Genomic DNA, 26,453 nt, shown 5'->3' on the forward strand with positions numbered 1-26,453 from the left:
AGGAGCCAACCATGACCATTTTTAAATTTCCGCAAGATTTTCGCTGGGGAACAGCAACAGCTTCCTATCAAATAGAAGGAGCTGCACAGGAAGGTGGACGCGGGGTATCCATCTGGGATACGTTTGCGCGCACACCTGGCAAGGTATATAACGGAGACAATGGGGATGTCGCATGTGACAGTTACCACCGTTACGAGGAAGACATCGAACTGATGAAGAAACTCGGGATTAATACGTACCGGTTCTCCATTGCGTGGCCGCGCATTATTCCTGACGGAGATGGTGAGATCAATCGGGAAGGTCTGGACTTCTACCACCGCTTCGTGGATACATTGATCGAGGCTGGAATTGAACCGTTCCTTACCCTGTATCACTGGGATCTTCCGCAAACGCTGGAAGATGACGGGGGCTGGGGAAACCATAGAACTGTAGACGCTTTTGTGAAATATGCGGAAGTGATTTTCAAAGAATTCTCGGGCAAAATCAACTTCTGGCTGACATTCAACGAACCATGGTGTATCGCGTTCCTGTCGAACCTTCTGGGGATTCATGCGCCAGGAAACAAAGACCTGCAAACTTCTATTAATGTGGCACACGGATTACTGGTTGCTCATGGTAAAGCCGTTCAATCCTTCCGTCGCTTGGGAACAACCGGTCAGATTGGTATTGCTCCGAACGTGTGCTGGGCTGAGCCGTACAGCAAATCTCCCGAGGACCAAGCTGCGTGTGACCGATCAATTGCGCTTAATACCGATTGGTTCCTTGATCCAATCTACAAAGGTTCATATCCGCAGTTTATGGTGGATTGGTTTGCAGAAGCGGGGGCTACTGTGCCAATTCAGGAAGGCGATATGGAGATCATCTCGCAACCAATCGATCTGCTCGGCATTAACTATTACACGATGGGGATCAATCGCTTCAATCCGGAGGCAGGTGCTCTGCAATCGGAAGAAGTTGATATGGGCCTCACCAAAACTGATATTGGCTGGCCTGTGGAATCACGTGGTTTGTATGAATTTATGCATTACTTGCAAAAGTACGGCAATGTGGATGTATATATCACAGAGAATGGTGCCTGCATCAATGATGACCTGGAGAACGGAAAAATTAACGATGATCGCCGGATTTCATATTATGAGCAGCATTTGGCCCAAATTCACCGCATCATTAATGACGGCATTAACTTGAAAGGGTACATGGCATGGTCACTGATGGATAATTTCGAGTGGGCAGAAGGCTACCGGATGCGTTTTGGTCTTGTTCATATGGACTATCGTTCACTCGTGAGAACACCGAAGGAGAGTTATTACTGGTATCAGAGCGTCATCAAGAATAATTGGTTGGAGACACGGAACGAACATAATCCCCAATAGCTTGGGTGGCAGGTTTCAAGGGTAAAGCAGGTCCGCATTATATATGGTTCCCTTATTAAAACTGAGAACGACGGTAACATTGGAGTATTCCAATGTGCCGTCTTTTTTTGTATTTTTACCGTTGGAAATGAGTAGTTCATAAAGGTTTCATAAGGTCAAGTGCAGTTCCTGTTATGAAGAGACGTTTTTTGGGTTATAAGAAGTATGAAAGAATTTAATAATGTTTTGTCAATGGTCGAAATGAAAATAAAGTGTCCAAATTGCGAATAAAATTTGAACATTTGTTGACTAAAAATCATACTGATGTGGTATATTGGTATAAGGAAAGCACTTACAAAAAGGGAAAAGGAAGTGTTTACTATGGCATCGAAGACAGCAATGGTCAGCCAATTGGAGCGCAAAGACAAAAATATGCGGCGCGCCGTCTTGACGATGACAGTTCTGGCATGGGTCGCACTCATTACGGGAGTGATCATGTGTCTGATCAATCTGAACGAATTTAATGATCGTAATCTTGGCTTGATGGTTGGTATTGGATTCCTTGTAGGTAGTGTGTTTATTTACGTTATTGCCAAAGCGATTGGCCTTGTTCATACACGCCGGGAAGACGAAGGCGCCGATTGATTATAATCCTGCGTTAATTCGTTCATAATAAGACTGGATGAGTTCCCGGAATCCAGTCAATAAAGCCCTTTGCGGATTCGTTGACACTGTTCAACGGGACTGCAAAGGGTTTTATTTTGTGACTTGATGTGTAAAGATTACGAAGTACAAATATCAAGCATGCAAGCGATTTGTGAGAAAAAATTCACACATTTAAGGTGTAAAATCGACAAATTTGTTAACAAGAACAAAAAAGTTGTTCATTTCTGATATCTTTAGTATGAAGAGAGTAGTATACTGATTTTTCAGTATGAGCGAATTTAAGGAGAGGGGATCAAAATGAACAAGAAACCTAGGTCGCTAATCCGGATTATCATTCCGGTTGTCCTGACGTTGGTTACAATTGCATTGATTGTCTGGCCAATGCTGGCAGGCGGACAGTACGTTGTTCTGGATCCGAAGGGGCCAATTGGCGCTTCGCAGAGAGATTTGATTGTCATCTCGACAATTTTGTGTGCTGTCATTATTGTGCCAGTACTCATTTTGGCTGCCGTAATCGTATGGCGTTACCGTGAGAAACCGGACAACAAAGCAGCATATGAACCTAACTGGGCTCATAGCACCAAAGCGGAGGTTGTATGGTGGACCATTCCAATTATTATTATTGGAATACTTGCAATTGTAACGATTCGTTACACGTATGTTCTGGAACCTTCGAAGCCGTTGGCTCACGAGAAAGCACCAATTACCATCCAAGTGTCTTCACTGGACTGGAAATGGCTGTTTATGTATCCAGAACAAGGAATTGCAACGGTTAATACGTTGAATATTCCGGCAGACCGGCCCGTGAAATTTGAACTCACTGCGGATTCACCGATGAACTCATTCTGGATTCCGCAACTTGGAGGACAGATTTATACGATGTCGGGTATGGCGATGACCTTGTATCTGCAGGCAGATCATGAAGGCAAGTACTGGGGTTCAGGCGCTAACTTCACAGGTGAGCATTTTGGAGAAATGCGTTTTGATGTGAATGCTACATCGGACGAAGATTTTGACAATTGGGTAGCTGAAGTGAAACAGAGTTCTCAGGCGTTGACTACAGAAGGTTACAAAGCACTGGCTGAGCCAGGCACAAGCAACGTTGCTTATTATTCTGCCTTCCCAGAAGGATTGTTCCAAAATATTGTGACCAAGTATGTAGTAGATGGTCAAAGTGCTCACAGTAAGCATGGAACTTCAAAAGAAGCTTCTGGAGCCATTCAAAATGCAACTGATACGTCCAATCAAGACGAGGACGAGAGTGCTAACTAAAGATTCGAAAGGAGGCCCCCAATGTTAGAGGGACTTAAAGAGTTTGCATCGGAGTTTTTCGTAACCGGTGATCCGCTCATTTATGGTGCGATGGTAGCTATCGGAATTACCATGATTACTATTGTAGCGGTGCTAACTTATTTCAAAAAATGGGGCTGGCTCTGGCGTAACTGGTTAACGACTGTCGATCACAAAAAGATCGGTATCATGTATATCATTGCTTCCATTATCATGTTGTTCCGTGGTGGTGTGGATGCGCTAATGATGCGCCTTCAGCTAGCTATGCCTAACAATGAATTTCTGAATCCTGAGCATTATAATCAGGTCTTTACAACTCACGGTACGATCATGATCTTGTTCATGGCGATGCCATTTATGTTTGGTCTATTTAACGTTATCGTGCCATTACAGATCGGAGCAAGGGACGTTGCGTTCCCGTTCCTGAATGCACTGAGCTTCTGGTTATTCTTCCTGGGAGCAATGCTGTTTAACCTGTCATTCGTTATCGGTGGTTCACCGGATGCAGGATGGCTGAGTTATCCGCCTCTATCGGAGCTGTCACACAGTCCGGGGGTAGGACAGAACTTCTATATATGGGGTATACAGATATCGGGTATCGGTTCCTTGGCTACCGGTATCAACTTCCTGGTTACCATCATTAAAATGCGTGCGCCAGGCATGAGATGGATGAAAATGCCGATGTTCACATGGTCGGTATTCTCCACTTGTATCATTATCTTGTTTGCTTTCCCGATCTTGACCGTGACACTTGCATTGTTATTCCTCGACAGGTTTGCCGGGGCGCATTTCTTCACACTTGATCTGGGCGGTAACCCAATGATGTATATCAACTTGATCTGGATGTGGGGTCACCCTGAGGTATACATTGTCGTCTTGCCGGCATTCGGTGTTTTCTCCGAGATTGTGAGTACCTTCTCTCGGAAAAAACTGTTTGGCTACAAATCGATGGTATTCGCGATGTTAATCATCAGCTTCCTGTCCTTCTTCACATGGGCGCATCACTTCTTCACGATGGGTTCCGGAGCAGACGTGAATGCATTCTTCGCCGTAACTACGATGTTGATTGCTATTCCAACAGGGGTTAAGATATTCAACTGGCTGTTTACCATGTATCGAGGAAGGATTCGCATGGCGACTCCGATGATGTGGACACTTGCCTTTATCCCGTGCTTTATTGTCGGGGGTATGACAGGCGTTCTGTTATCCGTTGCTCCTGCTGACTTCCAGTTCCACAACAGTTACTTCCTGATTGCCCACTTCCACCAAGTATTGATCGGTGGTGTTGTCTTCGGATACTTCGCAGGTCTGTACTACTGGTGGCCTAAAATGTTCGGTTTCCAACTCGAAGAGAAACTGGGCAAATGGGCATTCTGGACTTGGAATATTGGTTTCTATGTCTGCTTCATGCCGCAGTACGCTGTCGGTCTGATGGGTATGACACGTCGTCTGAGCACGTACGGCTGGGATACTGGTTGGTGGGAACTGAACTTTGTATCCACAATCGGGGCATTCCTGATGGGTGTCGGATTCCTGTTCCAAGTTGCACAAATCGCAGATGGTATTCGCAAATACAAATCACTCAAAGCTTCCGCCGATCCATGGGATGGCCGTACGCTGGAGTGGTCAATTCCTTCACCAGCTCCTGAATACAACTTCGCCGTTACACCGCGCGGAGATGATATTGATGAGTGGTGGGAAGAGAAAGAACGTCGTGCCAAAGGCATCTATCCGCCTGAGCAACCGCTTGAGCCGATTCATATGCCGAAGAACTCTGGAATTCCGTTCATCATGTCTGTCTTCTGGTTCATCGCCGGTTTCGGCTTTGTCTTCGGATGGTTGTGGATGGCAATTCTCGGACTCGCTGGCGTAGGGATCTGTATGATCGCCCGTTCATTCTCATACGATACGGATTATTACATTCCGGTCGACGAAATTAAACGTACCGAAGCGTCGTTAAGGGGGTCGGTATAGATGGCTCAAGCAGCCGCTAAGCACGGTGAGAATCATGCACATGGTCACGACCATGGACATCATGATCCACAGGAAATGAAAATTCTCGGTTTCTGGTTCTTCCTGATTTCCGACGTTATCCTGTTCTCCGTATTGTTCGCAACCTTCATTGTGTTGCGTGACAATACGGCGGGCGGACCGATTTTGTCTGAATTGATCAAAATGCCTGGTGTTATTGCCGAAACGTTTATCTTGCTCACAAGTTCATTCACGAGCGGACTAGCCGTACTGGCGATGAATCAAGGCAAAGTAAAACAATTAATCAGTTGGCTGGCAGTTACAGCCGTTCTGGGTGCAAGCTTTATCGCACTGGAAGTATATGAGTTTATTGAGTTGATTCACGAAGGGTTCAGCTTTACAACGAGTGCTGCTTCTGGCGCATTCTTTACCCTTGTGGGAACTCACGGACTTCACGTATCGCTTGGTCTGATCTGGATGATTGGACTTATGTTACAACTGAAAAAACGTGGTATTACTGATGTTACTCGCGGTAAAATCAACGTCATCAGTTTGTACTGGCACTTCTTGGACGTCGTATGGATTTTCCTCCTGTCGATCGTCTATCTCATGGGGGTGATGTAGATGGCAGAGCACAACTCACATGATTCCCACGGCCATGAACAACATGGCTCACTGAAGTCTTATGTCATCGGCTTCATTCTGTCCGTCGTACTGACAATCATTCCACTTGTGGTGGTTTTGAACGACATGATGGGCAAAACAGGAACACTCATTGTGATTCTTGGTACAGCAGCACTTCAGTTTGTGGTTCAACTCTTCTTCTTCATGCATATCCGTGAAACAGGGAAACCACGCTGGAATGTGATGGCACTTATTTTCGGATTACTGATTATGATGACTATCGTGATTGGTTCGATCTGGATCATGCTTAACAACGCTGTTGCACATTAATTCACATGATGAAGAGCTTCACGACCTTGGAATTCAAGGTTGTGGGGCTCTTTTTTTGTTCCAAGCAGAAGTTATCGCATATTTTAATGAAAAAGTTGTATTATATCTTAATAAGTCGTTTATGAAATAATTTACCAGTGATACTATTGTCATACACTCTGGAAATATATTCAATATTTTAGTTAGAGAAATTTTAGAAAAATTATTTTAGGAGATGTACCAATGAAAGCAAGGGTAATCCGTTATTATCGTTTTGGCGAACCAAGTGAAGTGTTATGTATGGAAGAAAAAGATGTGATACCCCCTGGACCCGGTGAATTAGCAGTGAGGATGTATGCTCGGCCTATTAATCCCTCCGATATTATTCCTGTTCGAGGAGCTTACCCGCATCGTACCCGATTACCAGCTGTTCCCGGGTTTGAGGGTATGGGGATAGTAGAAGCAGTAGGATTGGGAGTATCCAATCAAATGTTGGGGCGCCGCGTCTTGCCACTAAAAGGCGAGAATACTTGGCAGGACGTCGTGAAGACTTTGGAGCGACATACAATTATTGTGCCGAATGATATCGATGATCACTCAGCCAGCCAGCTCTATATTAATCCGGTTACGGCTTGGTTGATCTGTACAGAGGTGCTTAAGCTTACGTATGGTGATACCCTGATTGTGAATGCAGGGGGATCTGCAATCGGGCGAATCTTTGCACAGATCTCAAAAATTTATGGATTTAAATTGATTGCGCTTACGAGAGATGATTGTCATACTGCTGAACTGTATCGTCTTGGAGCAGTTTCTGTTATCAATACAACGAAAGAGTTGCTACAGTCTAAAATTACGGAATTAACAGAGGGATACGGTGCTGATGCAGCCGTGGATTGTATTGGAGGGACAGACGGGGAACAATTGGTGAGTTGCCTTAAACCAAATGGGACGGTCATCAGTGTAGGACTGCTTTCGGGGATCACACCGTTATGGCATGAAGTAACCCGGGGAACACAAGTTCATGTGAAACTTTTCTGGTTAAAACATTGGGTGGAACGCTGTTCGCAAGAACGCTGGGAACAGGTATTTCATGAGGTGATGGAGCTGGTCAGAGCAGGGAGACTTGTCATGGCAAACATTGGGGCGACTTATGAACTAACGAATGTACAACAGGCTATTACAGCGGCTGAATCGGGTATCGAGGGGAAGGTTCTCTTAATACAGTAGTACATAAGACTTGGAAAAAAGTCTTAAGCTCATTATCACATAAATTACTTTTTCAAAAATAAAGGTACACAAAAGATACATAATGAACTAAAATGAACTTATATGAACATTATCAAACTCAATCCCAACTAATTTAAATGACGAAAGGAATGGATTAATAATGGAAAATCGTTATGCTGCACATCCCAATGAAGTGAAAACGTATGATACATCTCGCCTGCGTGAGGAATTTTTGATGGAGCAACTGTTTGCAACCGATGAATTGGTAACGGTGTATTCTCATGTGGATCGTTATATTGTGGGAACGGCTGTACCTGAGAGCAAGGACATTACCCTTGAAGTGAACCTGAAAGATATCGGAACGAACTTTTTCCTGGAGCGTCGTGAAATCGGTATCATTAATGTCGGTGGTCACGGAACAGTGACAGCGGACGGACAAGGTTATGAGATTGGAGCGAAGGAATGTCTCTACATCGGTAGAGGTGTGAAGGAAGTTGTGTTCACAAGCAGTGACAAGGCTCAACCTGCCCAATTCTATTTTGTATCCACACCGGCTCATCACACCTATCCAACAGTTAAAGCAACGCAAGAACAAGCTCAGCCAAATCATCTGGGCAGCATCGAAACATCCAATGAGCGTACGATCTATCGTTACATTCACCAAGGAGAAGGTGGAATTCAGAGTTGTCAGTTGGTGATGGGCATTACCGAACTCGACAAGGGTAACATGTGGAACACGATGCCTGCACATACCCATAACCGCCGTTCCGAAGTATACTTGTACTGGAACTTGCCTGAAGACGGTGTTGTATTCCATATGATGGGTGAGCCAAACGAAACACGCCATCTGGTTGTACGCGACCGTCAGGCGATCATTTCCCCAAGCTGGTCCATTCACAGTGGTGTGGGTACAAGCAATTACACCTTCTGTTGGGCGATGGCTGGTGAGAACCAGACGTTCGAAGATATGGACGGCGTAGCGATGAAAGACCTGAAATAATAAATTACAGATGTCTGAGTTAAATTGACAGGGTAGACACTAGAACGGAGGGTACAGAAAGGACCAGAAGAAGCGAAGCGTGCGCCTTTATCACCAGATTTCTCCCTTTAAATAAGGGATCAAAGGAAATATGGGGATAAGAGTGATCGGAAGGTTTTCTGTACCCGAAGTGTAAGTGCGAAACTACCATTTAACTCAGGTGGTATAGGAAGTTGATTATGATGAATCCATTGAAAAGACATGAAAAAATTATGGAGGCTCTGCTGGAACACCAGGAAGTAACCGTCAGTGATCTGAGTGAGTTGTTGCAGGTGACGGGTAAGACTGTGCGAGAGGATCTCGACAAGTTGGAGAGTATGGGACTGCTCGTACGTGTCCATGGTGGTGCTATGCTGGCTCAGAATGACCAGTATGGCATCTTGAATAGCCGCGGAGTTACCGAGAAGCATCATTCGGAGAAGACGGAGATTGCTGAACGTGCCCTTGCTTACATTCGACCTGGAGATATCGTTGCTCTCGATGGTGGCAGCACTACGCTGGAGATGGCCAAACGTCTCGATAATCAACCGCTGACGGTGGTGACTAATGATCTATTCATCATTGCGGAGTTGACCAAAAAGGAGCAAGTGCGACTGGTTGTGCCTGGCGGGGCGCGTGTACGGAATATGCTGGTTGGGGATGATACGGCTGCATTTATATCCAGTCTTAACATTCATAAAGCCTTTATATCCACGACAGCCCTTCATCCGGAATTTGGATTATCCATATACACGGGAGATCTGGTTCCTTTGAAAAAAGCAATGATATCTGCCTCGCAGCAAGTATACGGCGTTGTGGATCATTATAAATTCGGACAATTTGCACTGCGAACTTTCGCCCAGTGTTCGCAACTGGACTATATTATCAGCGATAGTCGTTTGGATGAAGAGACGGCTGCCTTATACGAGCAGAGCGGTGTCACAGTGGATTATCAAAGTTAACCTCATTCATTATTCATGGGATTAAAGAACGGACGGATCTAAGGATTGCATATCAAAACCATGCGGAGGAATCATTCATGAACCCATTTGATTTAAGCGGACAAGTTGCACTGGTGACAGGTACCTCGGGAGGACTTGGACAAGGGATGGCCATTGGTTTGGCAGAAGCAGGTGCTGATGTGGTGCTGGTCTCTTATTCCAAGCCTGCGGCAACGGCAAGTGCCATTGAAGCACTCGGACGCAAAGCTTATGTGATTGAAGCGGATTTAAGTCGTGAAGATGAGTTGTCGGCTGTGTTCGAACAGGCGCTTGCGTTCCAGGGCAGAATTGACATTCTCGTCAACAATGCCGGAATCATTCGTCGCACACCTGCGGCTGATCATGCAGTTCAGGACTGGCATGATGTAATTGGTCTGAACCTGAACACTGTATTTTTCCTAAGCCAATTGGCAGGCAGACATATGATTGAACGCGGAAGTGGCAAAATCATTAATATTGCATCCATGTTGTCCTATCAAGGTGGGATCAACGTGCCAGGGTATACAGCCAGTAAACATGGCGTTGCCGGTTTAACCAAAGCACTCGCTAATGAATGGGCAGGTAAAGGAATCCAGATTAACGGTATCGCACCTGGTTATATGGAAACCGATAATACTACCCAGATCCGTGCGGATGAGAATCGTTACCGGGATATTACAGCCCGTATTCCTGCTGGGCGTTGGGGAACACCTGAAGATCTGAAAGGCCCGGTTGTCTTTCTGGCATCTGCCGCTTCGGATTATCTGAATGGTCATGTGCTGAATGTCGATGGCGGCTGGATGGCACGTTAATCGTTTGATAATCGGATTAGCATAGGGAGGCAGTGAGATGAAACTTGGTATTCTGGCACATACATTTGGCAAACAGCCTACAGCACAGCTTGCGCAGACGATTGCGGATAACGGATTTAATTCCGTACAGCTGGCGCTGGCCAAAGCATTATCCGATGTGGACTCATCGAATGGCAAGCTGAGCCCAGGGCTAGCGAATGAGATCGGAGATCAATTTGCACAGCGCGGGGTGAAGATTGCAGTACTGGGCTGTTATATTAATCCGATTGACCCTGATCCGGTAAGACGACGTGCGGACATTGATCGATTCAAGGAGCATCTGCGTTATGCCCGGGATTTTGGTTGCAGCATGGTTGCAACGGAGACCGGGGGCTTGGACACCTATCAGGATACACATCCGGATGGATATGAAGAGAAGGCGTGGAGTGTGCTGAAAGAAACGGTTGAGGAGTTGGCTGAGGAAGCGGAGAAATGGGGCGTGCATGCGGCGATTGAGCCTGTGTCCACACATACTCTTCATACCCATGAACATATGACACGTTTGTTTGAAGAGATTCCTTCATCGAATCTGGGGATGCTGTTCGATCCGTGTAATCTGATCAAACAACCACATGCAACAGATCAAGGGGCTTTCTTGCGCGAGGTGATGGAATCGCTGTATCAGCGCATGATTGTGATCCATGCCAAAGATGTAGCCTTTGATGCACAGGGAGAGAAGTACAATCCGGTACCTGGGGCAGGGATACTGGATTACCCGTTATTTTTTGAATTGTTAAAAACGTATAAGCCACATATCGATATTTCACTTGAAGGCGTAACTGCGGAGGAAGCTGTACCTGCGGCCAAACATTTGCGTGAAGTATGGAGTGCAGTTCGGGTCTAACCAAACCCAGGATGAGGTATTGCATACCGAAGCCAAAGTAGCTGAAAAACCTTTGCGAGTGCAAAGGTTTTTTTGGTACAGAAATTGATAATATACATATTTAATATTTCTTATCGGAAAAATCGGAAATAATTCTTTTCAAATGCGACATCTTGTGAGAGAATATGGAAAACATACGCTACCATGCGAAGACATCAGGAACTTAAAGAACGTATACATTGAGGGAGGATTCAGATTTATGTCAAACGAACGTGAGCTTTCATTTGAAACATTGGCAATTCATGCAGGCCAGGAGATTGATCCAACCACCAACGCACGAGCTGTGCCCTTGTATCAGACAACATCCTATGGATTCAAGGACACCGAGCATGCAGCTAACTTGTTTGGTTTGAAAGAGTTTGGCAACATTTATACCCGTCTGATGAATCCAACAACCGACGTGTTTGAGCAACGAATTGCGGCGTTGGAAGGCGGAGCTGGAGCGCTGGCTACAGCTTCTGGTCAGGCAGCCATTACGTTTTCACTTCTGAATATTGCTGGTGCAGGTGATGAGATCGTATCTTCGGCGAGTTTGTATGGAGGTACATACAATCTGTTCTCGACGACTTTGCCGAAACTGGGTCTGGACGTAAAATTTGTGGATTCCAGTGATCCTGAGAATTTCCGGGCAGCGATTACGGAGAAAACGAAAGCATTGTATGCCGAAACGATCGGTAATCCAAAGGGGAATGTACTGGATATTGAAGCGGTGGCAGCCATCGCTCATGAACATGGAATTCCTTTGATCGTGGATAACACATTCCCAAGTCCGTACCTGCTTCGTCCAATCGAACATGGCGCAGATATTGTCGTTCACTCTGCAACGAAATTTATTGGCGGTCATGGTACATCCATTGGTGGCGTTATAGTGGACAGCGGGAAATTTGACTGGAAAGCAAGTGGCAAGTTCCCTGGGTTGACGGAGCCGGACTCCAGTTATAACGGTGTGGTATATACGGAAGCGGTTGGACCGATTGCTTATATTATCAAAGCTCGTGTACAACTTCTGCGTGACTTGGGTGCAACGATCTCTCCATTCAACTCCTGGTTGTTGCTGCAAGGACTCGAGACATTACATCTGCGCGTAGAGCGTCATAGTAGCAACGCCCTTGCGGTTGCAGAATTCCTTGAGAAACATGAGGATGTGTCTTGGGTAAGTTATGCAGGTCTACCGAGCCACGGTTCTTATGAGCTTGCACAGAAGTATCTGCCAAGAGGGCAGGGTGCGATTCTGACCTTTGGCATCAAAGGTGGTGCGGACGCGGGTCGCAAGTTGATTGAAAGTGTCAAACTGTTCTCTCACCTTGCAAACGTGGGCGATTCCAAGTCACTGATTATTCACCCGGCAAGTACAACTCACGCGCAGTTGACCGAAGATGAACAAACTGCAGCAGGCGTTAATCCGGAGTTGATTCGTTTGTCTGTTGGTACGGAGAACATTCAAGACATTATCTATGATCTGGAGCAAGCCATCAAAGCAAGTCAGGGAGCAAGTGTAGGCGCGTAAATGGCATTTGGGTGGATGTGTAAACAATCACTTAAGTGATATGCCATAAACAGGTCATATGAGTATCAATAGATGGTTAAAGCCGTTGTCCTCCGGGACAGCGGCTTTTTGTCTTTTTGAACACGCATGTATGACTATCCATCGAAAAAAGCCCATTTACAAATGTGGATCGCAGGCATATACTGATTAAAAGTTGTATTGAGTAAACACAATTGCATAAGTGCAAAAATGATTATCATTCTCATTCGAGATTATGTCAAAATCATTCACAAAACCATGCTGCTGCGGGATTCCCGCAGCAGCATGTGTCATTTTTAGGGCATTAACAATGGCTCTCATTCTCAATACAACTTCATTTTTGGGAGCGGAATTTAGCAGACTCTTCATCCGCAAACCTACCATTCGAAAGGAACGTGATTCATATGCAAGCGATACATCAACCACTACACAGACAGAAACAAGCGGAACAGCGCTTATCCCAAACACCAGGCCCAAACCGGGGACGTAAGCCTGATTTTCGAGCCATGGTGCAGAATAAAGAGATGCAATCTGCATTGGGCAGCGGGCTGTTGATGCTGATTGCCTGGGGAACTGCACCTTATTTTGGTACCTTATCCATCATGCTCTACATTGTGGCGTATGCCGTTGGCGGTTGGACCAAAGCGAAGGAAGGCATCGAGACACTGGTGAAGGAACGTGATCTGGATGTAAACCTGCTGATGATTGCAGCATCCCTCGGGGCAGCAGCCATTGGTTACTGGAATGAAGGTGCGATGCTGATCTTTATTTTTGCACTCAGTGGTGCGTTGGAAAGTTATGCGACAGAGCGCAGTCATAAGGATATCTCATCTTTACTGGCGCTGAAGCCGGAGACTGCACTGCGTATTGAGGACGGACAGATGAACCTCGTGGCTATTGATGATCTGGAGCCGGGTGATCTGCTGTTGGTCAAACCGGGAGAACTCATCCCAGCAGATGGTGTCGTGTACCGGGGGAGTTCTTTCATCAATCAGTCGTCCATCACCGGAGAATCCCTGCCTGTGGACAAAGTTGCGGGGGATGAAGTCTATGCAGGTACGGTAAACGGGGAGGGTGCATTATACGTAGAGGTTACAAAATCGGCTGAAGGGTCACTGTTTGGCAAAATCATTAAAATGGTGGAAGAAGCGCAGGCAGAAGTGCCGGATTCCCAGCGTTTCATGGAGCGGTTTGAAGGAATTTACGCACGTATTGTTGTAGGGGTGACTTTACTTGTGATTGCAGGAACTCCACTACTGCTTGGCTGGACATGGAATGAGGCATTTTATAAAGCGATGGTGTTTCTGGTGGTTGCTTCACCTTGTGCATTGGTGTCTTCCATCATGCCTGTTATGTTGTCCGCGATGTCCAGCAGTGCGCGCCGTGGTATTCTCTTCAAGGGTGGTGCCCATATGGAGAATATGGCTCGCACGCGGGTTGTGGCTTTTGACAAAACAGGTACATTGACCATGGGCACCCCGCAAGTCACCGATATTATTACGGCTGAACATGTAGATCGTACCCAGCTGTTAGCTGCGGTAGCGGCAATTGAGAACCTCTCGATGCATCCTTTAGCTCGTGCCATCGTAGATCAGGCGAACAAGGAAAACATTACACTTCAGGAAGCAGAGCACGTACAGGCTCTAACAGGCTGGGGCATCGAAGGAACGGTAACCGATGTGGTCTGGAGCATTGGCAAAACAAATGTAATGGGATCAATGCAGTCAGAGAAGATGACAGGCAGCAACGTTGATGATTCAGATGAACATGATGTTAACCCTGTGAAGGTATCTTCTGAGTGGGGCGATGTATGCTCTCGTCTTGAAGGGGAGGGAAAAACCGTATCCGCTGTTATGGCTGATGGTGAATTAGTCGGGCTGATCGCGATGCGGGACACGGTACGGCCACAGGCAGCAACTGCAGTGAAAAAGCTTGAAGCGATGGGTGTAAAAGTTGCCATGTTAACAGGTGATCGGGCCAGATCAGCTTCTGTAATTGCGTGTGAAACTGGAGTAAACATGGTCTATGCAGACTTGCTGCCTGGAGATAAGGTGAAGCAGGTACAAGCACTCCGCAAACAGTATGGTCCTGTGCTGATGGTAGGGGATGGTGTCAATGATGCACCGGCACTTGCAGCAGCTACTGTGGGTATGGGGATGGGATTGTCCGGCAGCGGAACTGCACTGGAGGTCGCTGATGCGGTACTCATGAACGATAACATTGAAGAGATCGCTTGGGTGATTGGGCAGGCTCGTCGAGCACAGCGCACGGTGAAGCAGAATATGTTTTTTGCCATCACCGTTATTCTGGCCTTAATTGGGGGTAACTTCCTCCAAGACGTCGCATTGCCTCTGGGTGTGGTAGGTCATGAGGGAAGTACAATTCTGGTTATTCTGAATGGGCTTAGGCTGCTAAGGTAATCAGATTTGGAGAGGAAGATGGTTAATTGGTTTCGCTGGTAATATGCGGCTGGTTGAACAGCTTACGTTTGAACCTTGGGTCAGCGGGTAATGATTCGAAGAGACGATTCGATACTAAGGGAGCTGTGAAATATGGGACGTTATGTACAAGTGGAACCAAATGTAAAAGTATATGTTGAAGATATTGGCGAAGGAACCCCGGTTGTCTTTTTGCACGGCTGGCCTGTTAATTATAAAATGTTTGAATATCAATTGAACGTACTGCCGAACCATGGCATTCGTGCCATTGCGATAGATTTTAGAGGATATGGCTTATCGGATAAGCCGTCCACAGGATATGATTATGATCGCATGGCAGACGATGTTCGTGCCGTTATAGATGATCTGGAGCTGAAAGACGCGGTACTCGCAGGATTCTCTATGGGTGGAGCGATCGCAGTACATTACATGGCTCGCCATAAGGGACATGGCGTCTCCAAGCTGGCCTTGTTATCTGCGGCAGCACCTGTGTTCACACAGCGTGAAGGTTATCCGTATGGATTGACTCCAGAGCAGCTGAACGAGCAGATCATTGAGCCGATCTTTGCAGATCGTCCGAAGTTGTTGGAGACGTTTGGCGGCATGTTCTTCGCGAAGAAACACAGCCAGCCATTCATGGATTGGTTCCACGCCCTCGGCATGGAAGCTTCATCTTATGGTACCATTCGCAGTGCAATTGCGTTGCGGGATGAGGACTTGCGAGGTGACCTGAGTTCCATTCAAGTGCCAACAGCCATTTTGCACGGGAAAAAAGATGAGATCTGTCCGTTTGAGTTCGCCGAGCAGATGCACCAAGGCATCGCTTCGTCTCAGCTGATTGCTTTTGAAGAGAGTGGTCATGGTGCATTCTATGATGAATTGGAAAAATTCAATTCGGAATTGATTCGTTTCATCCAATCCTGATCAGGAGAGGGCAGAATACCTCTGACAGACGATCCCAGTAATTTCATGGAATCTTCATTTGTGGCTAAACAAAGAACCCGGTCGACAGTCTTGGACTGTTCGCTCGGGTTCTTTAGTCTTCCATTAAAACAGTTCGGTCAGACCAATCATCGTGATGAGCCCGAGTAAAAAGGACATCGTCGCCACACGTGCATTGCCATCGCCGTGACTTTCGGGAATAAGTTCCTTATAAACAATGAACATCATCGCACCGGCTGCAAAGGCCAGACCATAAGGCACAAGACCAGCTACGAGACTGCTTAAGGTGTAACCAATCATAGCTGTAATAATCTCTACCGCTCCGGTCAGGGTGGCAATACCCAGCGCTTTGAAGCGGCCAATGTTCTGGTTTACTAGGAAAAGGGCCACCAGAAATCCTTCCGGCGCATTTTGCAATCCAATGGAAAAGGCAATGAGATTGCCAAGGTTCTCATCCGAGCTTGCATAGCTAACGCCAACGGATAACCCTTCTGGCAGGTTATGCATGGTGATGGCTGCAATAATCATGAAGGCTTTGGTTTCAATTTTAAAAGGCATTTTCTCGGGATTCTCCAGATCGACGTGTGGAATCTTCATCTCCAGCACCAGTAGAACCAGGCTACCAAGCATAATACCAAATGCAAGTACAAAGAGATTCGATTGGCCAAGCGCTTCCGGAATGAGATTATACACCGAGGCTGAGGTCATAATACCTGCGGCGTATGCCAGCAAGATATCACGCAGACGGTGTGATATTTTACGCATAAATAGAATCGGTACGGCCCCTAGGCCGGTAGACATGGCTGATATAAAACTGCCAATGAGTGCATCGTTCATGCTTCCATTTTCCCTCCTGATGAAGACTTCTTCATAATCGCTGCCGAGCATTGACACCGTACATAAAAGAGATCATAATGAACAACAGATTAGAATGATTATAAATTAGAATTCCGTTTCTGCATAGGGCCATTGTCATATCACAGGCAGGTCTTGTGGACATGATGTGGGCTTTTCGTTCTAGTGTATGCAAAAGCCTAAGCTTTTGATGCCGGAGGGTCTAACCTTTTTGCAGAACCCGGGGGAGGAACTATACATGTATAAATCAATTATTATTGGAACAGGCCCTGCAGGGCTGACAGCAGCAATCTATCTGGCACGTGCCAACTTGAACCCACTCGTTATTGAAGGACCACAACCTGGTGGCCAACTGACAACAACGACTGAAGTGGAGAACTTCCCAGGTTTCCCTGATGGAATTATGGGTCCTGAACTGATGGATAACATGCGTAAACAAGCTGAGCGCTTCGGTGCTGAATTCCGTACAGGCTGGGTTAACAACATCGACATGAGCGAGCGTCCATTCAAGATTCAAGTTGAAGGTATGGGTGAACTCGTATCGGAAACATTGATCCTGTCCACAGGCGCAACTGCTAAATACCTGGGTATCCCTGGCGAAGAAACGAATGTAGGCCGCGGTGTCAGCACATGTGCAACATGTGATGGATTCTTCTTCCGTAACAAAGAAATCATCGTTATCGGCGGTGGCGACTCTGCTCTTGAGGAAGCAAGCTTCCTGTCCCGTTTCGGTTCCAAAGTAACGTTGGTACACCGTCGTGAAGAACTGCGTGGCTCCAAAATCATGCAGGATCGTGCACGGAGCAACGAAAAAGTAGAAATGGCTTTGAACCGTACACCACTCGAAGTACTTGCTGGCGACAACGGCGTAACCGGACTGAAAGTGTTAAACAACGAAACAGGTGAAGAAGAAGTGATTCCGGCAAGTGGCGTATTCGTAGCGATCGGTCACACACCAAACACTGGTTTCCTTGGCGGACAGATCACTACGGACGAACATGGATATATCCTGACTACACCAGGTACATCCGAGACAAACATCCCAGGCGTATTTGCATGTGGTGACGTTCAGGATACACGTTACAAACAAGCGATTACAGCTGCAGGTAGCGGATGTATGGCTGCCATGGACACAGAGAAATACATTGAGAGCTTGGAGCACAGCGCAGTTGTTCTGTAATAGAATGAGCTGATTCCAACCAAACTATAGATTAATATAAAACCATATGAGGTGAATTAAACATGGAAAACGTAATTGTATATACATCAACGAACTGCCCGAACTGCAAATCCGTAAAAACGTTCCTGGCTGACAAAGGTATCTCTTATGAAGAGCGCAACATCGAAACTAGCGATGAATATGCACAACAAGTATGGGACATGGGTGTACGTGCCGTGCCATTGACTGTCATTGGTGAACACCGCATTCTGGGTATGAACAAAACCCAATTTGCCAAAGCATTGGACGCTTAAATCAGGCTGATTATCTGAATCATCATGTGTTGAAAGAAATTTTCGATTCATATGCAATTCCGGTTTTCGCGAGCCGTTAGGATATAGAAAGAACCGTACCCGGAAGGGTACGGTTTTTTGTGCGTTTTCTATGAGTGGCTCGGATGAATTGGTATCTGGTCACAAACATCATTCGCAATTGTCCGATGTACAGAAGTGCGATATCATTTTCTTGAGTCGCAGAGCATAATTGAGGTGAACAAGCAGCATGATTATAGATCAGGAGGAGCATTTTCGCTTCTGGGAACAGGCGAGTATACGAGATATCCATTCTCACATACTAGTTAAAACAACTGGAATTAAGGCCATTATAATAATAACTGACATTACTTTTTTATTAGTTCGGGATTTGATCATTAGTTCTCGTGAGGTATACCAATTTCCAAAATTATAAAATCTAGAATGAATAAGAAAAGTTATCAAAGAATTAATTACAAAGAATATCAAAATATAATCTTTTGGATTAACACTCATCATAGGATAAACTTGCAGTTCTATACCCCATAGTAGGGTTATACCAATAAAATAAAGAATAGAACAAAGTATAAAATCAAACAGGAAACCAGATGTCTTTTTAAGCATATTAAAGCTCCTCTCTAATCTAGTGGTAAATCCAATATTAATTTCCAACCAACAATCATTTTACATTGAAAAAGTAAAAAAAACATACTGGTTTGACTACTTTTGTTCCGTTAACTAGGATTTAAGAGTAAGTCAAAAAACTCCATTGCTTATCTTCTGCAGAGGTCAGATCTCAAAACAACGTAAACGTATTAAATATATAGGTACTCAATCCAGAATATCGTTTATATGATTGAAGAACGATTTAAAGAAAGTTCGAGTTGTCCATAATTCAGCATCGATGTTAAGAATGGGCAAAAATATGCAGAAAAATCCCCTTGCGTCTGTAATTCAGAGTACATGATAACGTGTACCCATGAATTACTGCGAAAGGGGATTTTGCATGAAAACAAATAATTACATCTAGAAAAAAATACTCATGAAAGTCTGAAATACAACATACACCAGCAATCCTGACAGCATGTACATGAAACCAGCCTTCTTTTTGCTCTGGAACAATCGGAGTATGCCAAGGCTGAACAGGGGCGCAAGCACAATCAGGAACAGGAGGACGGTGACAAACATTTGCGCCGAGATATCTGAAGTATCCACGTAGGTCACGCTTTTTTTCACTCCGTTTCGTTATCGGAATTAACACAGCTTGATTCACACAGCCATGACAAAAATCACATAACCCCATTATACATCTGGATTTCTTTAACAAAAAGGGAGGAAATGGGGCGAAATGATGTCAATTTTCATCTGTTATTAGACAGACACCCTAATTTTACCTAAAAACTGGGATATCGCAGAGTAAGCGGCACCAACGCGGGTGGAACGGCTACCCAGAGCTGCCCATTCAATCTGCAAACTGCGGCGGTGATAAGGTAATGTACGTTCCTCGACAACTTGTTTTAACGCTGTTTCAATCCATGGACCTGCTTCAGAGAGCGGACCGCCAATGATAATACGTTCCGGGTTGAAACTGTTAACGATATTGGTAATGCCAATCCCCAGTTTTCGCCCAATCGTGTTGTATAATTCTTGAACAGCCTCGTGGCCTTGCTCCGCATAATGAATAAGTTCGCGTGTGGTATGAGCAGGTAATTTTAGCTGATGATCCGGGTGTTCGTAGGCTTTTTCCGATGCGTACAACTCCCAGCAACCACGATTACCACAGGAGCAGGGCAGACCTTCCGCTTCAATGGACATATGGCCTGTTTCTCCTGCGTAGCCCCACGCGCCTTTGTATAATTCACCATCTACCATGATGCCTGAACCAATCCCCATGCCTGCACTGATGTAGATCATGTGACGGACACCGATACCTGCCCCAAAATTCAGCTCTCCATGGGCACCGGCATTGGCTTCATTATCGATCGTTACAGGCAGTTGAAATTCTTCTTCAAGCATCGAGCGCAGAGTTACCTTCTCCCACCCCAGGTTGGGTGCAAACAGGACCGTTCCTGCCTCATCCACCATGCCGGGCACGCCGATACCAATACCAATGACACCGTGAGGGGAAGGAGGAGCTGCTTCAATGAGCTGCTTTGCTGCCAATTTCAATTGCTCCAGTACAGAGGACACGTCATGATGTTCCAAGGTCACTGCGTACTCTGTAATGATGTGTCCTTCCAGATCTGTAAGCACGCCTTTCAAATGGGTCACACTGAGTTCCAGACCGACTGCATAGCCTGATGTCCCTCGGAACAGCAGCATGAGTGGTTTACGTCCGCCGCTGGATTCACCAGGGCCAATCTCCTGCACCAGGTCATCACTGATCAGATCAGCAACCAGGTTGGATACCGTTGCTTTGTTCAGCCCCGTAACCTCGGACACTCGTGCGCGAGAAAGAGGGGCATGGCGCCGGATCGTATCCAGAACGATCGACTTGTTTATTTTTTTGACCAGCATCTGGTCTCCGGTAATTTTCATATGGTTAAGGCACTCCTATTCTTCTGATAAAAGGGTTCTGACCCACATCCGAAACAAGTTATTCGACTATTATAGCGTAAACAACCATGTAAAAAACAATTTTATTTTACTTTGTTTAACCAATAGACAAAGTAAATTCGATGTGATAGGATAACGGTGTAAACGATTTCTTAAAACTATTGAGGAGGCATTTTACACATGGCCTATTTTGAATCCGTTAATAAAATTGCATTTGAAGGTAAAGATTCCAAGAATCCTTTTGCTTTTAAACATTATAATCCGGAAGAAGTGGTAGCCGGCAAATCGATGGAAGAACATTTCCGTTTTGGCATGGCTTACTGGCATACATTAACTGCAGGCGGCAGTGACCCGTTTGGTGCGGAGACAGCTGTTCGTTCGTGGGATAAATACTCGGGTCTGGACCTCGCGAAAGTACGCGTGGAAGCGGCATTTGAATTTTTGGAAAAAATGAATCTCCCGTTCTTCTGTTTCCACGATGTGGACATTGCACCAGAAGGCAACAACCTGCGTGAGTTCTACAGCAACATTGATACGATTGTTGATCTGATTGAAGATCATATGAAATCCAGCGGCAAAAAACTGCTCTGGAACACGGCGAACATGTTCTCGAACCCACGCTTCATGTTTGGTGCGGCTTCTACTTGCAACGCAGACGTGTACGCTCACGCTGCAGCACAGATCAAAAAAGGTCTGGAAGTTGGTAAACGTCTGGGCGCTGAAAACTATGTATTCTGGGGCGGTCGTGAAGGTTACGACACATTGCTGAATACAGACATGCAACTGGAGCAAGACAACATTGCTCGCATGTTCCACATGGCTGTAGACTACGCGAAGGAAATTGGCTTTGATGCACAATTCCTGATCGAGCCTAAACCAAAAGAGCCAACGAAACACCAATATGATTATGATGCAGCAACTTCCATTGCTTTCTTGCAAAAATACGGTTTGGACAAACACTTCAAACTCAACCTGGAAGCGAACCATGCTACACTGGCTGGTCATACATTCGATCACGAAATCCGCGTTGCTCGTACAAACGGTATGCTCGGTTCCCTCGATGCGAACCAAGGCGACATGTTGATCGGTTGGGATACGGACGAGTTCCCGGTTGATATGTACGATGCTACATTGACAATGTATGAAGTATTGAAAAACGGCGGTATCGGCCGTGGTGGTGTGAACTTTGACGCGAAAGTACGTCGTGGTTCCTTCGAAGCTGATGATCTGTTCTTGGCACACATCGCAGGTATGGACACGTATGCAAAAGGTCTGAAAGTAGCAGCGAAGTTGATTGAAGATCGCGTATTCGATGACTTCATCGAAAAACGTTACAGCAGCTTCAGCGAAGGTATCGGTGCAGATGTAGTTGCAGGTAAAGCAACACTGGCTTCCCTTGCTGAGTATGCACTCAACAACGAAAGCCCACGCAAAAACCAATCCGGACGTCAGGAATTGCTGAGAGCACAACTCAACCAGTACATCTTGGCTGACTAATAGCGCATTAGGCAGGGTTGGTGCACGTCGACCACCGATGGTTACTCAACTTATATGTGTTGGACATTAGTATCCAAGCTTGCCTATGCACAAGATTAGCTTGTACCATGGAACGCCTGAACAAGCATGACATTCGGACCGTCCCCGACTTTCCCTTGGGAAGACGGGGGCGGTTTTTTGGTTAAACAAATAACATGGTTTTTAAGTTTTTTGATATAAATGGTTGTCTAAGATGGTGCATGCAAAACGGAGTGAGCAGAAAGGACCCGAGGAAGCGGAGCGTTCGCTAAGAGCTTTCTGAAAGAAAGCTGGCTTCGGAAGCATAGGCTTATACCCGGATTTCTCCCTTGTCAAAGGGATTAAAGGAAATCCGGGGGTAACGGCGATCCGAGGGTTTTCTGATCACGGAGTGACCACATGAGCATCAAGGTTTCATTTATAACCAATGACGAATCAAGGTCATTGGATCAATCTTTCTGTTATAAGAACGAGTATGTTTTACACGTTTCATATCCATGTGTGTCCAGTATCATGCATGCAAAACGGAGTGAGCAGAAAGGACCCGAGGAAGCAAAGCGGTCGCATTTATCCCCGGATTTCACCCTTGCTAAGGGGTATAAAGGAAATCTGGGGGTAACGGCGATCCAAGGGTTTTCTGATCACGGAGTGACTTTCATGCGTACTTGGATCTTTCGTGGATATAACCTGTGATAAACGAGAGGAGTTAACCTATGAGTTACGTAATTGGCGTCGATCTTGGAACCAGCGCGGTCAAAACCGTGTTGGTCAATCGCGAAGGAAAAGTGGCATTTGAAGCATCCGAGGCATACCCGTTGTACCAGCCCAAGGCTGGATACAGTGAACAAAATCCCGAAGATTGGGTAGAGCAGACCATTGTTTCCTTGCGTAAATTGCTTGAAGTATCTGGCGTGCAGCCTTCGGAAATCGAAGGATTGAGCTTCTCGGGCCAGATGCATGGACTGGTCTTGGTGGATGCAGAAGGTAAACCGCTGCGTAACGCAATCCTGTGGAACGATACACGCACAACGGCTCAGTGCCGTCGCATCGAAAAAGTGCTGGATGGCAAGCTGTTAAGTATTGCCCGGAACCGTGCACTGGAAGGGTTTACCTTGCCAAAAATTCTGTGGGTTCAGGAGAACGAGCCTGAATTGTTACAGCAAGCATCCTTGTTCCTGTTGCCTAAAGACTATGTGCGTTATCGCCTGACCGGGGATTACGCTATGGATTATTCTGATGCAGCGGGAACTTTGCTGCTGGACGTTGCAGGCAAACAGTGGAGCGACGAGATTGCAGAAGCTTTCGAGCTGCCAATCTCTCTTTGTCCACGTCTTGTGGAATCGTTTGAGGAAGTGGGCACGTTGCTGCCTGAGATTGCGGATCAAACGGGTCTAGCGGCTGCAACAAAAGTATACGCAGGTGGTGCGGATAATGCGTGTGGTGCCATTGGCGCAGGCATTCTGAGTGAAGGACAGACGATGTGCAGCATCGGAACGTCCGGGGTTGTGCTTTCCTACGAAGAGCGTAAAGATCTCGACTTCGAAGGCAAAGTACACTTTTTTAACCACGGAGAGAAAGATGCCTTCTATATTATGGGTGTAACGCTTGCCGCAGGATATAGCCTGTCCTGGTTCAAGGATACGTTTGCAGCGGATAAATCGTTTGATGTGCTCTTGCAGGGCATCGATCAGATTCCGGCGGGCAGCAACGGATTGTTGTTCACACCATATATCGTTGGGGAGCGTACACCTCATCCGGATGCGAATATCCGTGGCAGTTTCATCGGTATGGATGCAGGGCACAAGCTGGAGCACTTTGGACGTGCGGTGATGGAGGGTATTACCTTCTCGCTACGCGAGTCCATTGATATTCTGCGTGGTGCAGGCAAAACCGTCAATGAAGTCATCTCCATTGGTGGCGGCGCCAAGAACGAAGCTTGGTTGCAAATGCAGGCTGATGTCTTTAACGCCACGATTGTGAAGCTGGAGAGCGAACAGGGTCCAGCGATGGGTGCAGCGATGCTGGCTGCCTATGGCTGTGGCTGGTTCCCGTCTTTGCAAGAATGTGCAACAGCGTTTATTCGTCCAGCGAAGTCCTATGAGCCGAACCCGGAAACGGTTGCCGTCTATGATGGACTGTTCGCACTGTATCAGGAAGTCTATGGACAGACGCGTAGTCTCAATGATCGTTTGGCTGAATACCGTTAATTCATTTATTTCACTACATTAATCTTATGATTACATTTAAAAGCATCCGCGAAGGCGGGTGCTTTTTTGTCGTTCATCAAGATTAACCCCATGAAAGGTTTACTCGGCCTGCATATCCGCATTCAGGCTCTGCATAGATTGGAAATAGAGGATTGTGATTCGTCCAGGCATCGTGTGCCCGAAATTTTAATAGGTAGAAGTTTGAGCAAGGGGGTGAAGCTTTGGATGGACATGAGGAACATGGAAGACCACATATTACCTTGTCGATGATCGTTCGTAATGAAGAGAATCGTTATCTCAGGCAGGCACTGGAGAGACATCGTCCCTGGATTGATCGCGCAGTAATCATTGATGACGGAAGCACGGATGGAACGGTCGGGCTGTGCAGGGAACTTCTGGACGGTATTCCACTCGTATTAGTGGAGAACGCTGCTTCACGTTTTGCAGACGAGGTAAGCCTGAGAAAACAACAATGGGAAGAGACGGTGGCGACCAATCCGGAGTGGATTTTGAATCTGGATGCGGATGAGATTCTAACCAGTGACTTTGGGTTGGTACGGGATCTGTTGCTCAGTGGCAATGAAGATGCGATCTATTTCAGATTGTTTGATATGTGGAGTGAGACGCATTACCGGGAAGATGAGTTCTGGCAGGCGCATGCCTATTATCGGCCATTTCTGATTCGTTATCACCCGGGGATGAACTATGAATGGAAGGAGACACCCCAGCATTGTGGTCGTTTTCCGTTAACGATCCAGCATTGGTCCTATGGATGTCATGCTCCCCGGGTGAAGCACTATGGTTGGGCGCGGGAAGAAGACCGTATCCGCAAATATGAACGCTATCAAGCACTGGACCCTGAAGCAAGATACGGTTGGAAGGAACAGTACGAATCGATATTGGATCAAGAGCCACGACTGTTGGCATGGTTCGAATAAGGAGAGGGGGAGTGAGCACGTTGAAGAAAGAACTGTTACGCAAATCGCAAGAAGAATCCCAACCTCAAATAGAGCTGAATTCACAAGAAAAAGAGAATGAGAAAGAACATCAAAAAGAGGAGCAACATGAGAGCCAGAGTAATCATCGACCGTCCAGACGTTCTGATAATTCGCTGGAAACCCGCCAATCGGAAGAGCATGAAGCGTTTGAGCAAGAAAGAATACTGATCGCCAGCCCGATTCGCCAGACAACTCCGGTGCTCCGTGAATTTCTGGATTCTCTGCATGCACTGGAACGAACAACAGTGAAGACGGATTATCTGTTTGTTGACGATAACGTGGAAGAAGCCGCATCGAATATATTGCATGAATTTGTGCTTCAGCATGAAGGGACGGTTATTCAAGCAGATGAACATGGTAGCGGTAGTACTGACAACAAAGGGGTGTACAGCAAGGATGAGGGAGGACACTATTGGCAGGATGAGCAGATTTGGCGTGTAGCCGGTTTGAAAAATCGCATATTGCAATATGCACGCGACAATCACTACGATGCGGTGTTCCTGATTGATTCTGACTTGGTGCTGCATCCGCGGACGCTGGAGCAACTCGTATCGAGTGGCAAAGACATTGTTTCTAATATCTTTTGGACCCGCTGGCAGCCAGATGCCAGGGAAATGCCGCAGGTATGGCTACAAGATGAGTATGCCTTGTATCGCCGCGGTGGCAAAACAGTAGACGGAACCGAGGCGGAGGACGAGGGCACGCAAACGACTGCTTTTCTAAATCAGCTGCGGATCCCGGGTTGTTATGAAGTTGGAGGGCTAGGGGCATGTACT

Annotated in this window: 22 protein-coding genes and 1 pseudogene; 20 read left to right on the plus strand and 3 right to left on the minus strand. The window is 46.3% G+C overall.

The window, feature by feature from the left end; genetic code table 11:
* The first annotated feature begins 11 nt into the window (after positions 1-11).
* From MHI01_RS23245 to MHI01_RS23310, 14 genes are all read left to right on the plus strand, one after another.
* Complete coding sequence (locus tag MHI01_RS23245; RefSeq protein ID WP_340984232.1) at positions 12-1,373, plus strand: GH1 family beta-glucosidase; 1,362 nt, start codon at positions 12-14, stop codon at positions 1,371-1,373.
* A 360-nt stretch (positions 1,374-1,733) separates the two neighbouring features.
* A complete protein-coding gene (locus tag MHI01_RS23250; protein ID WP_036606904.1) occupies positions 1,734-1,997 on the plus strand; it encodes a hypothetical protein in 264 nt (87 codons plus the stop codon).
* Positions 1,998-2,315: 318 nt separating this feature from the next.
* Positions 2,316-3,290 carry a ubiquinol oxidase subunit II gene (gene cyoA / locus MHI01_RS23255; protein WP_076253565.1) on the plus strand — a complete coding sequence of 325 codons (975 nt, stop codon included), beginning with the start codon at positions 2,316-2,318 and terminating at the stop codon, positions 3,288-3,290.
* Between the two features lie 21 nt (positions 3,291-3,311).
* Entirely contained in the window at positions 3,312-5,282 is a 1,971-nt protein-coding gene (locus tag MHI01_RS23260) for a cbb3-type cytochrome c oxidase subunit I (protein ID WP_036606909.1), read from the plus strand.
* Complete coding sequence (gene cyoC, locus MHI01_RS23265; protein WP_036606911.1) at positions 5,283-5,903, plus strand: cytochrome o ubiquinol oxidase subunit III; 621 nt, start codon at positions 5,283-5,285, stop codon at positions 5,901-5,903.
* Entirely contained in the window at positions 5,904-6,233 is a 330-nt protein-coding gene (gene cyoD / locus MHI01_RS23270) for a cytochrome o ubiquinol oxidase subunit IV (protein WP_074096476.1), read from the plus strand.
* Positions 6,234-6,455: 222 nt separating this feature from the next.
* Positions 6,456-7,439 carry a zinc-dependent alcohol dehydrogenase family protein gene (locus MHI01_RS23275; RefSeq protein WP_340984233.1) on the plus strand — a complete coding sequence of 328 codons (984 nt, stop codon included), beginning with the start codon at positions 6,456-6,458 and terminating at the stop codon, positions 7,437-7,439.
* 160 nt (positions 7,440-7,599) lie between these two features.
* Complete coding sequence (gene kduI, locus MHI01_RS23280; RefSeq protein ID WP_036606918.1) at positions 7,600-8,439, plus strand: 5-dehydro-4-deoxy-D-glucuronate isomerase; 840 nt, start codon at positions 7,600-7,602, stop codon at positions 8,437-8,439.
* 221 nt (positions 8,440-8,660) lie between these two features.
* Entirely contained in the window at positions 8,661-9,419 is a 759-nt protein-coding gene (locus MHI01_RS23285; protein ID WP_340984234.1) for a DeoR/GlpR family DNA-binding transcription regulator, read from the plus strand.
* A 77-nt stretch (positions 9,420-9,496) separates the two neighbouring features.
* Complete coding sequence (kduD, locus tag MHI01_RS23290; RefSeq protein WP_036606921.1) at positions 9,497-10,249, plus strand: 2-dehydro-3-deoxy-D-gluconate 5-dehydrogenase KduD; 753 nt, start codon at positions 9,497-9,499, stop codon at positions 10,247-10,249.
* 37 nt (positions 10,250-10,286) lie between these two features.
* Positions 10,287-11,132, plus strand: coding sequence for a sugar phosphate isomerase/epimerase family protein (locus tag MHI01_RS23295; protein ID WP_100529836.1), 846 nt, complete (start codon positions 10,287-10,289; stop codon positions 11,130-11,132).
* A 238-nt stretch (positions 11,133-11,370) separates the two neighbouring features.
* On the plus strand, positions 11,371-12,678 hold the full coding sequence (locus MHI01_RS23300; protein WP_036606925.1) for a homocysteine synthase: 1,308 nt from the start codon (positions 11,371-11,373) through the stop codon (positions 12,676-12,678).
* 422 nt (positions 12,679-13,100) lie between these two features.
* On the plus strand, positions 13,101-15,116 hold the full coding sequence (locus MHI01_RS23305; RefSeq protein ID WP_340984235.1) for a heavy metal translocating P-type ATPase: 2,016 nt from the start codon (positions 13,101-13,103) through the stop codon (positions 15,114-15,116).
* Positions 15,117-15,248: 132 nt separating this feature from the next.
* Entirely contained in the window at positions 15,249-16,058 is an 810-nt protein-coding gene (locus MHI01_RS23310; protein ID WP_127546588.1) for an alpha/beta fold hydrolase, read from the plus strand.
* A gap of 123 nt (positions 16,059-16,181) precedes the next feature.
* Here MHI01_RS23310 and MHI01_RS23315 read toward each other — a convergent pair whose 3' ends face one another.
* Positions 16,182-16,913 carry a ZIP family metal transporter gene (locus tag MHI01_RS23315; protein WP_036606933.1) on the minus strand — a complete coding sequence of 244 codons (732 nt, stop codon included), beginning with the start codon at positions 16,911-16,913 and terminating at the stop codon, positions 16,182-16,184.
* A 256-nt stretch (positions 16,914-17,169) separates the two neighbouring features.
* Between MHI01_RS23315 and trxB the strand changes: the two genes are divergently transcribed.
* Positions 17,170-18,111 carry a thioredoxin-disulfide reductase gene (gene trxB / locus MHI01_RS23320; protein ID WP_047841589.1) on the plus strand — a complete coding sequence of 314 codons (942 nt, stop codon included), beginning with the start codon at positions 17,170-17,172 and terminating at the stop codon, positions 18,109-18,111.
* A 62-nt stretch (positions 18,112-18,173) separates the two neighbouring features.
* Positions 18,174-18,404: a glutaredoxin family protein gene (locus MHI01_RS23325; protein WP_076212704.1), complete on the plus strand. Its 231-nt coding sequence runs from the start codon at positions 18,174-18,176 to the stop codon at positions 18,402-18,404.
* Positions 18,405-19,427: 1,023 nt separating this feature from the next.
* On the opposite strand, the gene MHI01_RS23330 is transcribed toward MHI01_RS23325, so the two are convergent.
* Entirely contained in the window at positions 19,428-19,625 is a 198-nt protein-coding gene (locus MHI01_RS23330; RefSeq protein WP_017692236.1) for a hypothetical protein, read from the minus strand.
* Between the two features lie 147 nt (positions 19,626-19,772).
* Positions 19,773-20,939 (minus strand): ROK family transcriptional regulator, encoded by a 1,167-nt coding sequence (locus MHI01_RS23335; RefSeq protein ID WP_340984236.1) that lies wholly within the window; start codon positions 20,937-20,939, stop codon positions 19,773-19,775.
* Positions 20,940-21,137: 198 nt separating this feature from the next.
* On the opposite strand from MHI01_RS23335, the gene xylA reads away from it, so the two are divergent.
* From xylA to MHI01_RS31020, 4 genes and pseudogenes are all read left to right on the plus strand, one after another.
* Positions 21,138-22,454 carry a xylose isomerase gene (gene xylA, locus MHI01_RS23340; RefSeq protein WP_036606941.1) on the plus strand — a complete coding sequence of 439 codons (1,317 nt, stop codon included), beginning with the start codon at positions 21,138-21,140 and terminating at the stop codon, positions 22,452-22,454.
* Between the two features lie 731 nt (positions 22,455-23,185).
* Positions 23,186-24,679: a xylulokinase gene (gene xylB / locus MHI01_RS23345; RefSeq protein ID WP_076253582.1), complete on the plus strand. Its 1,494-nt coding sequence runs from the start codon at positions 23,186-23,188 to the stop codon at positions 24,677-24,679.
* Between the two features lie 221 nt (positions 24,680-24,900).
* Positions 24,901-25,617: a glycosyltransferase family 2 protein gene (locus tag MHI01_RS23350; RefSeq protein ID WP_256720160.1), complete on the plus strand. Its 717-nt coding sequence runs from the start codon at positions 24,901-24,903 to the stop codon at positions 25,615-25,617.
* Positions 25,605-26,267 (plus strand): annotated as a pseudogene (locus tag MHI01_RS31020) (glycosyltransferase); the annotation flags it as partial. The gene MHI01_RS23350 and the pseudogene MHI01_RS31020, both read left to right, overlap by 13 nt.
* Positions 26,268-26,453 lie beyond the last annotated feature (186 nt).

This window comes from Paenibacillus sp. FSL M7-0656 (genome assembly GCF_038003225.1).
Taxonomy (GTDB): domain Bacteria; phylum Bacillota; class Bacilli; order Paenibacillales; family Paenibacillaceae; genus Paenibacillus; species Paenibacillus amylolyticus.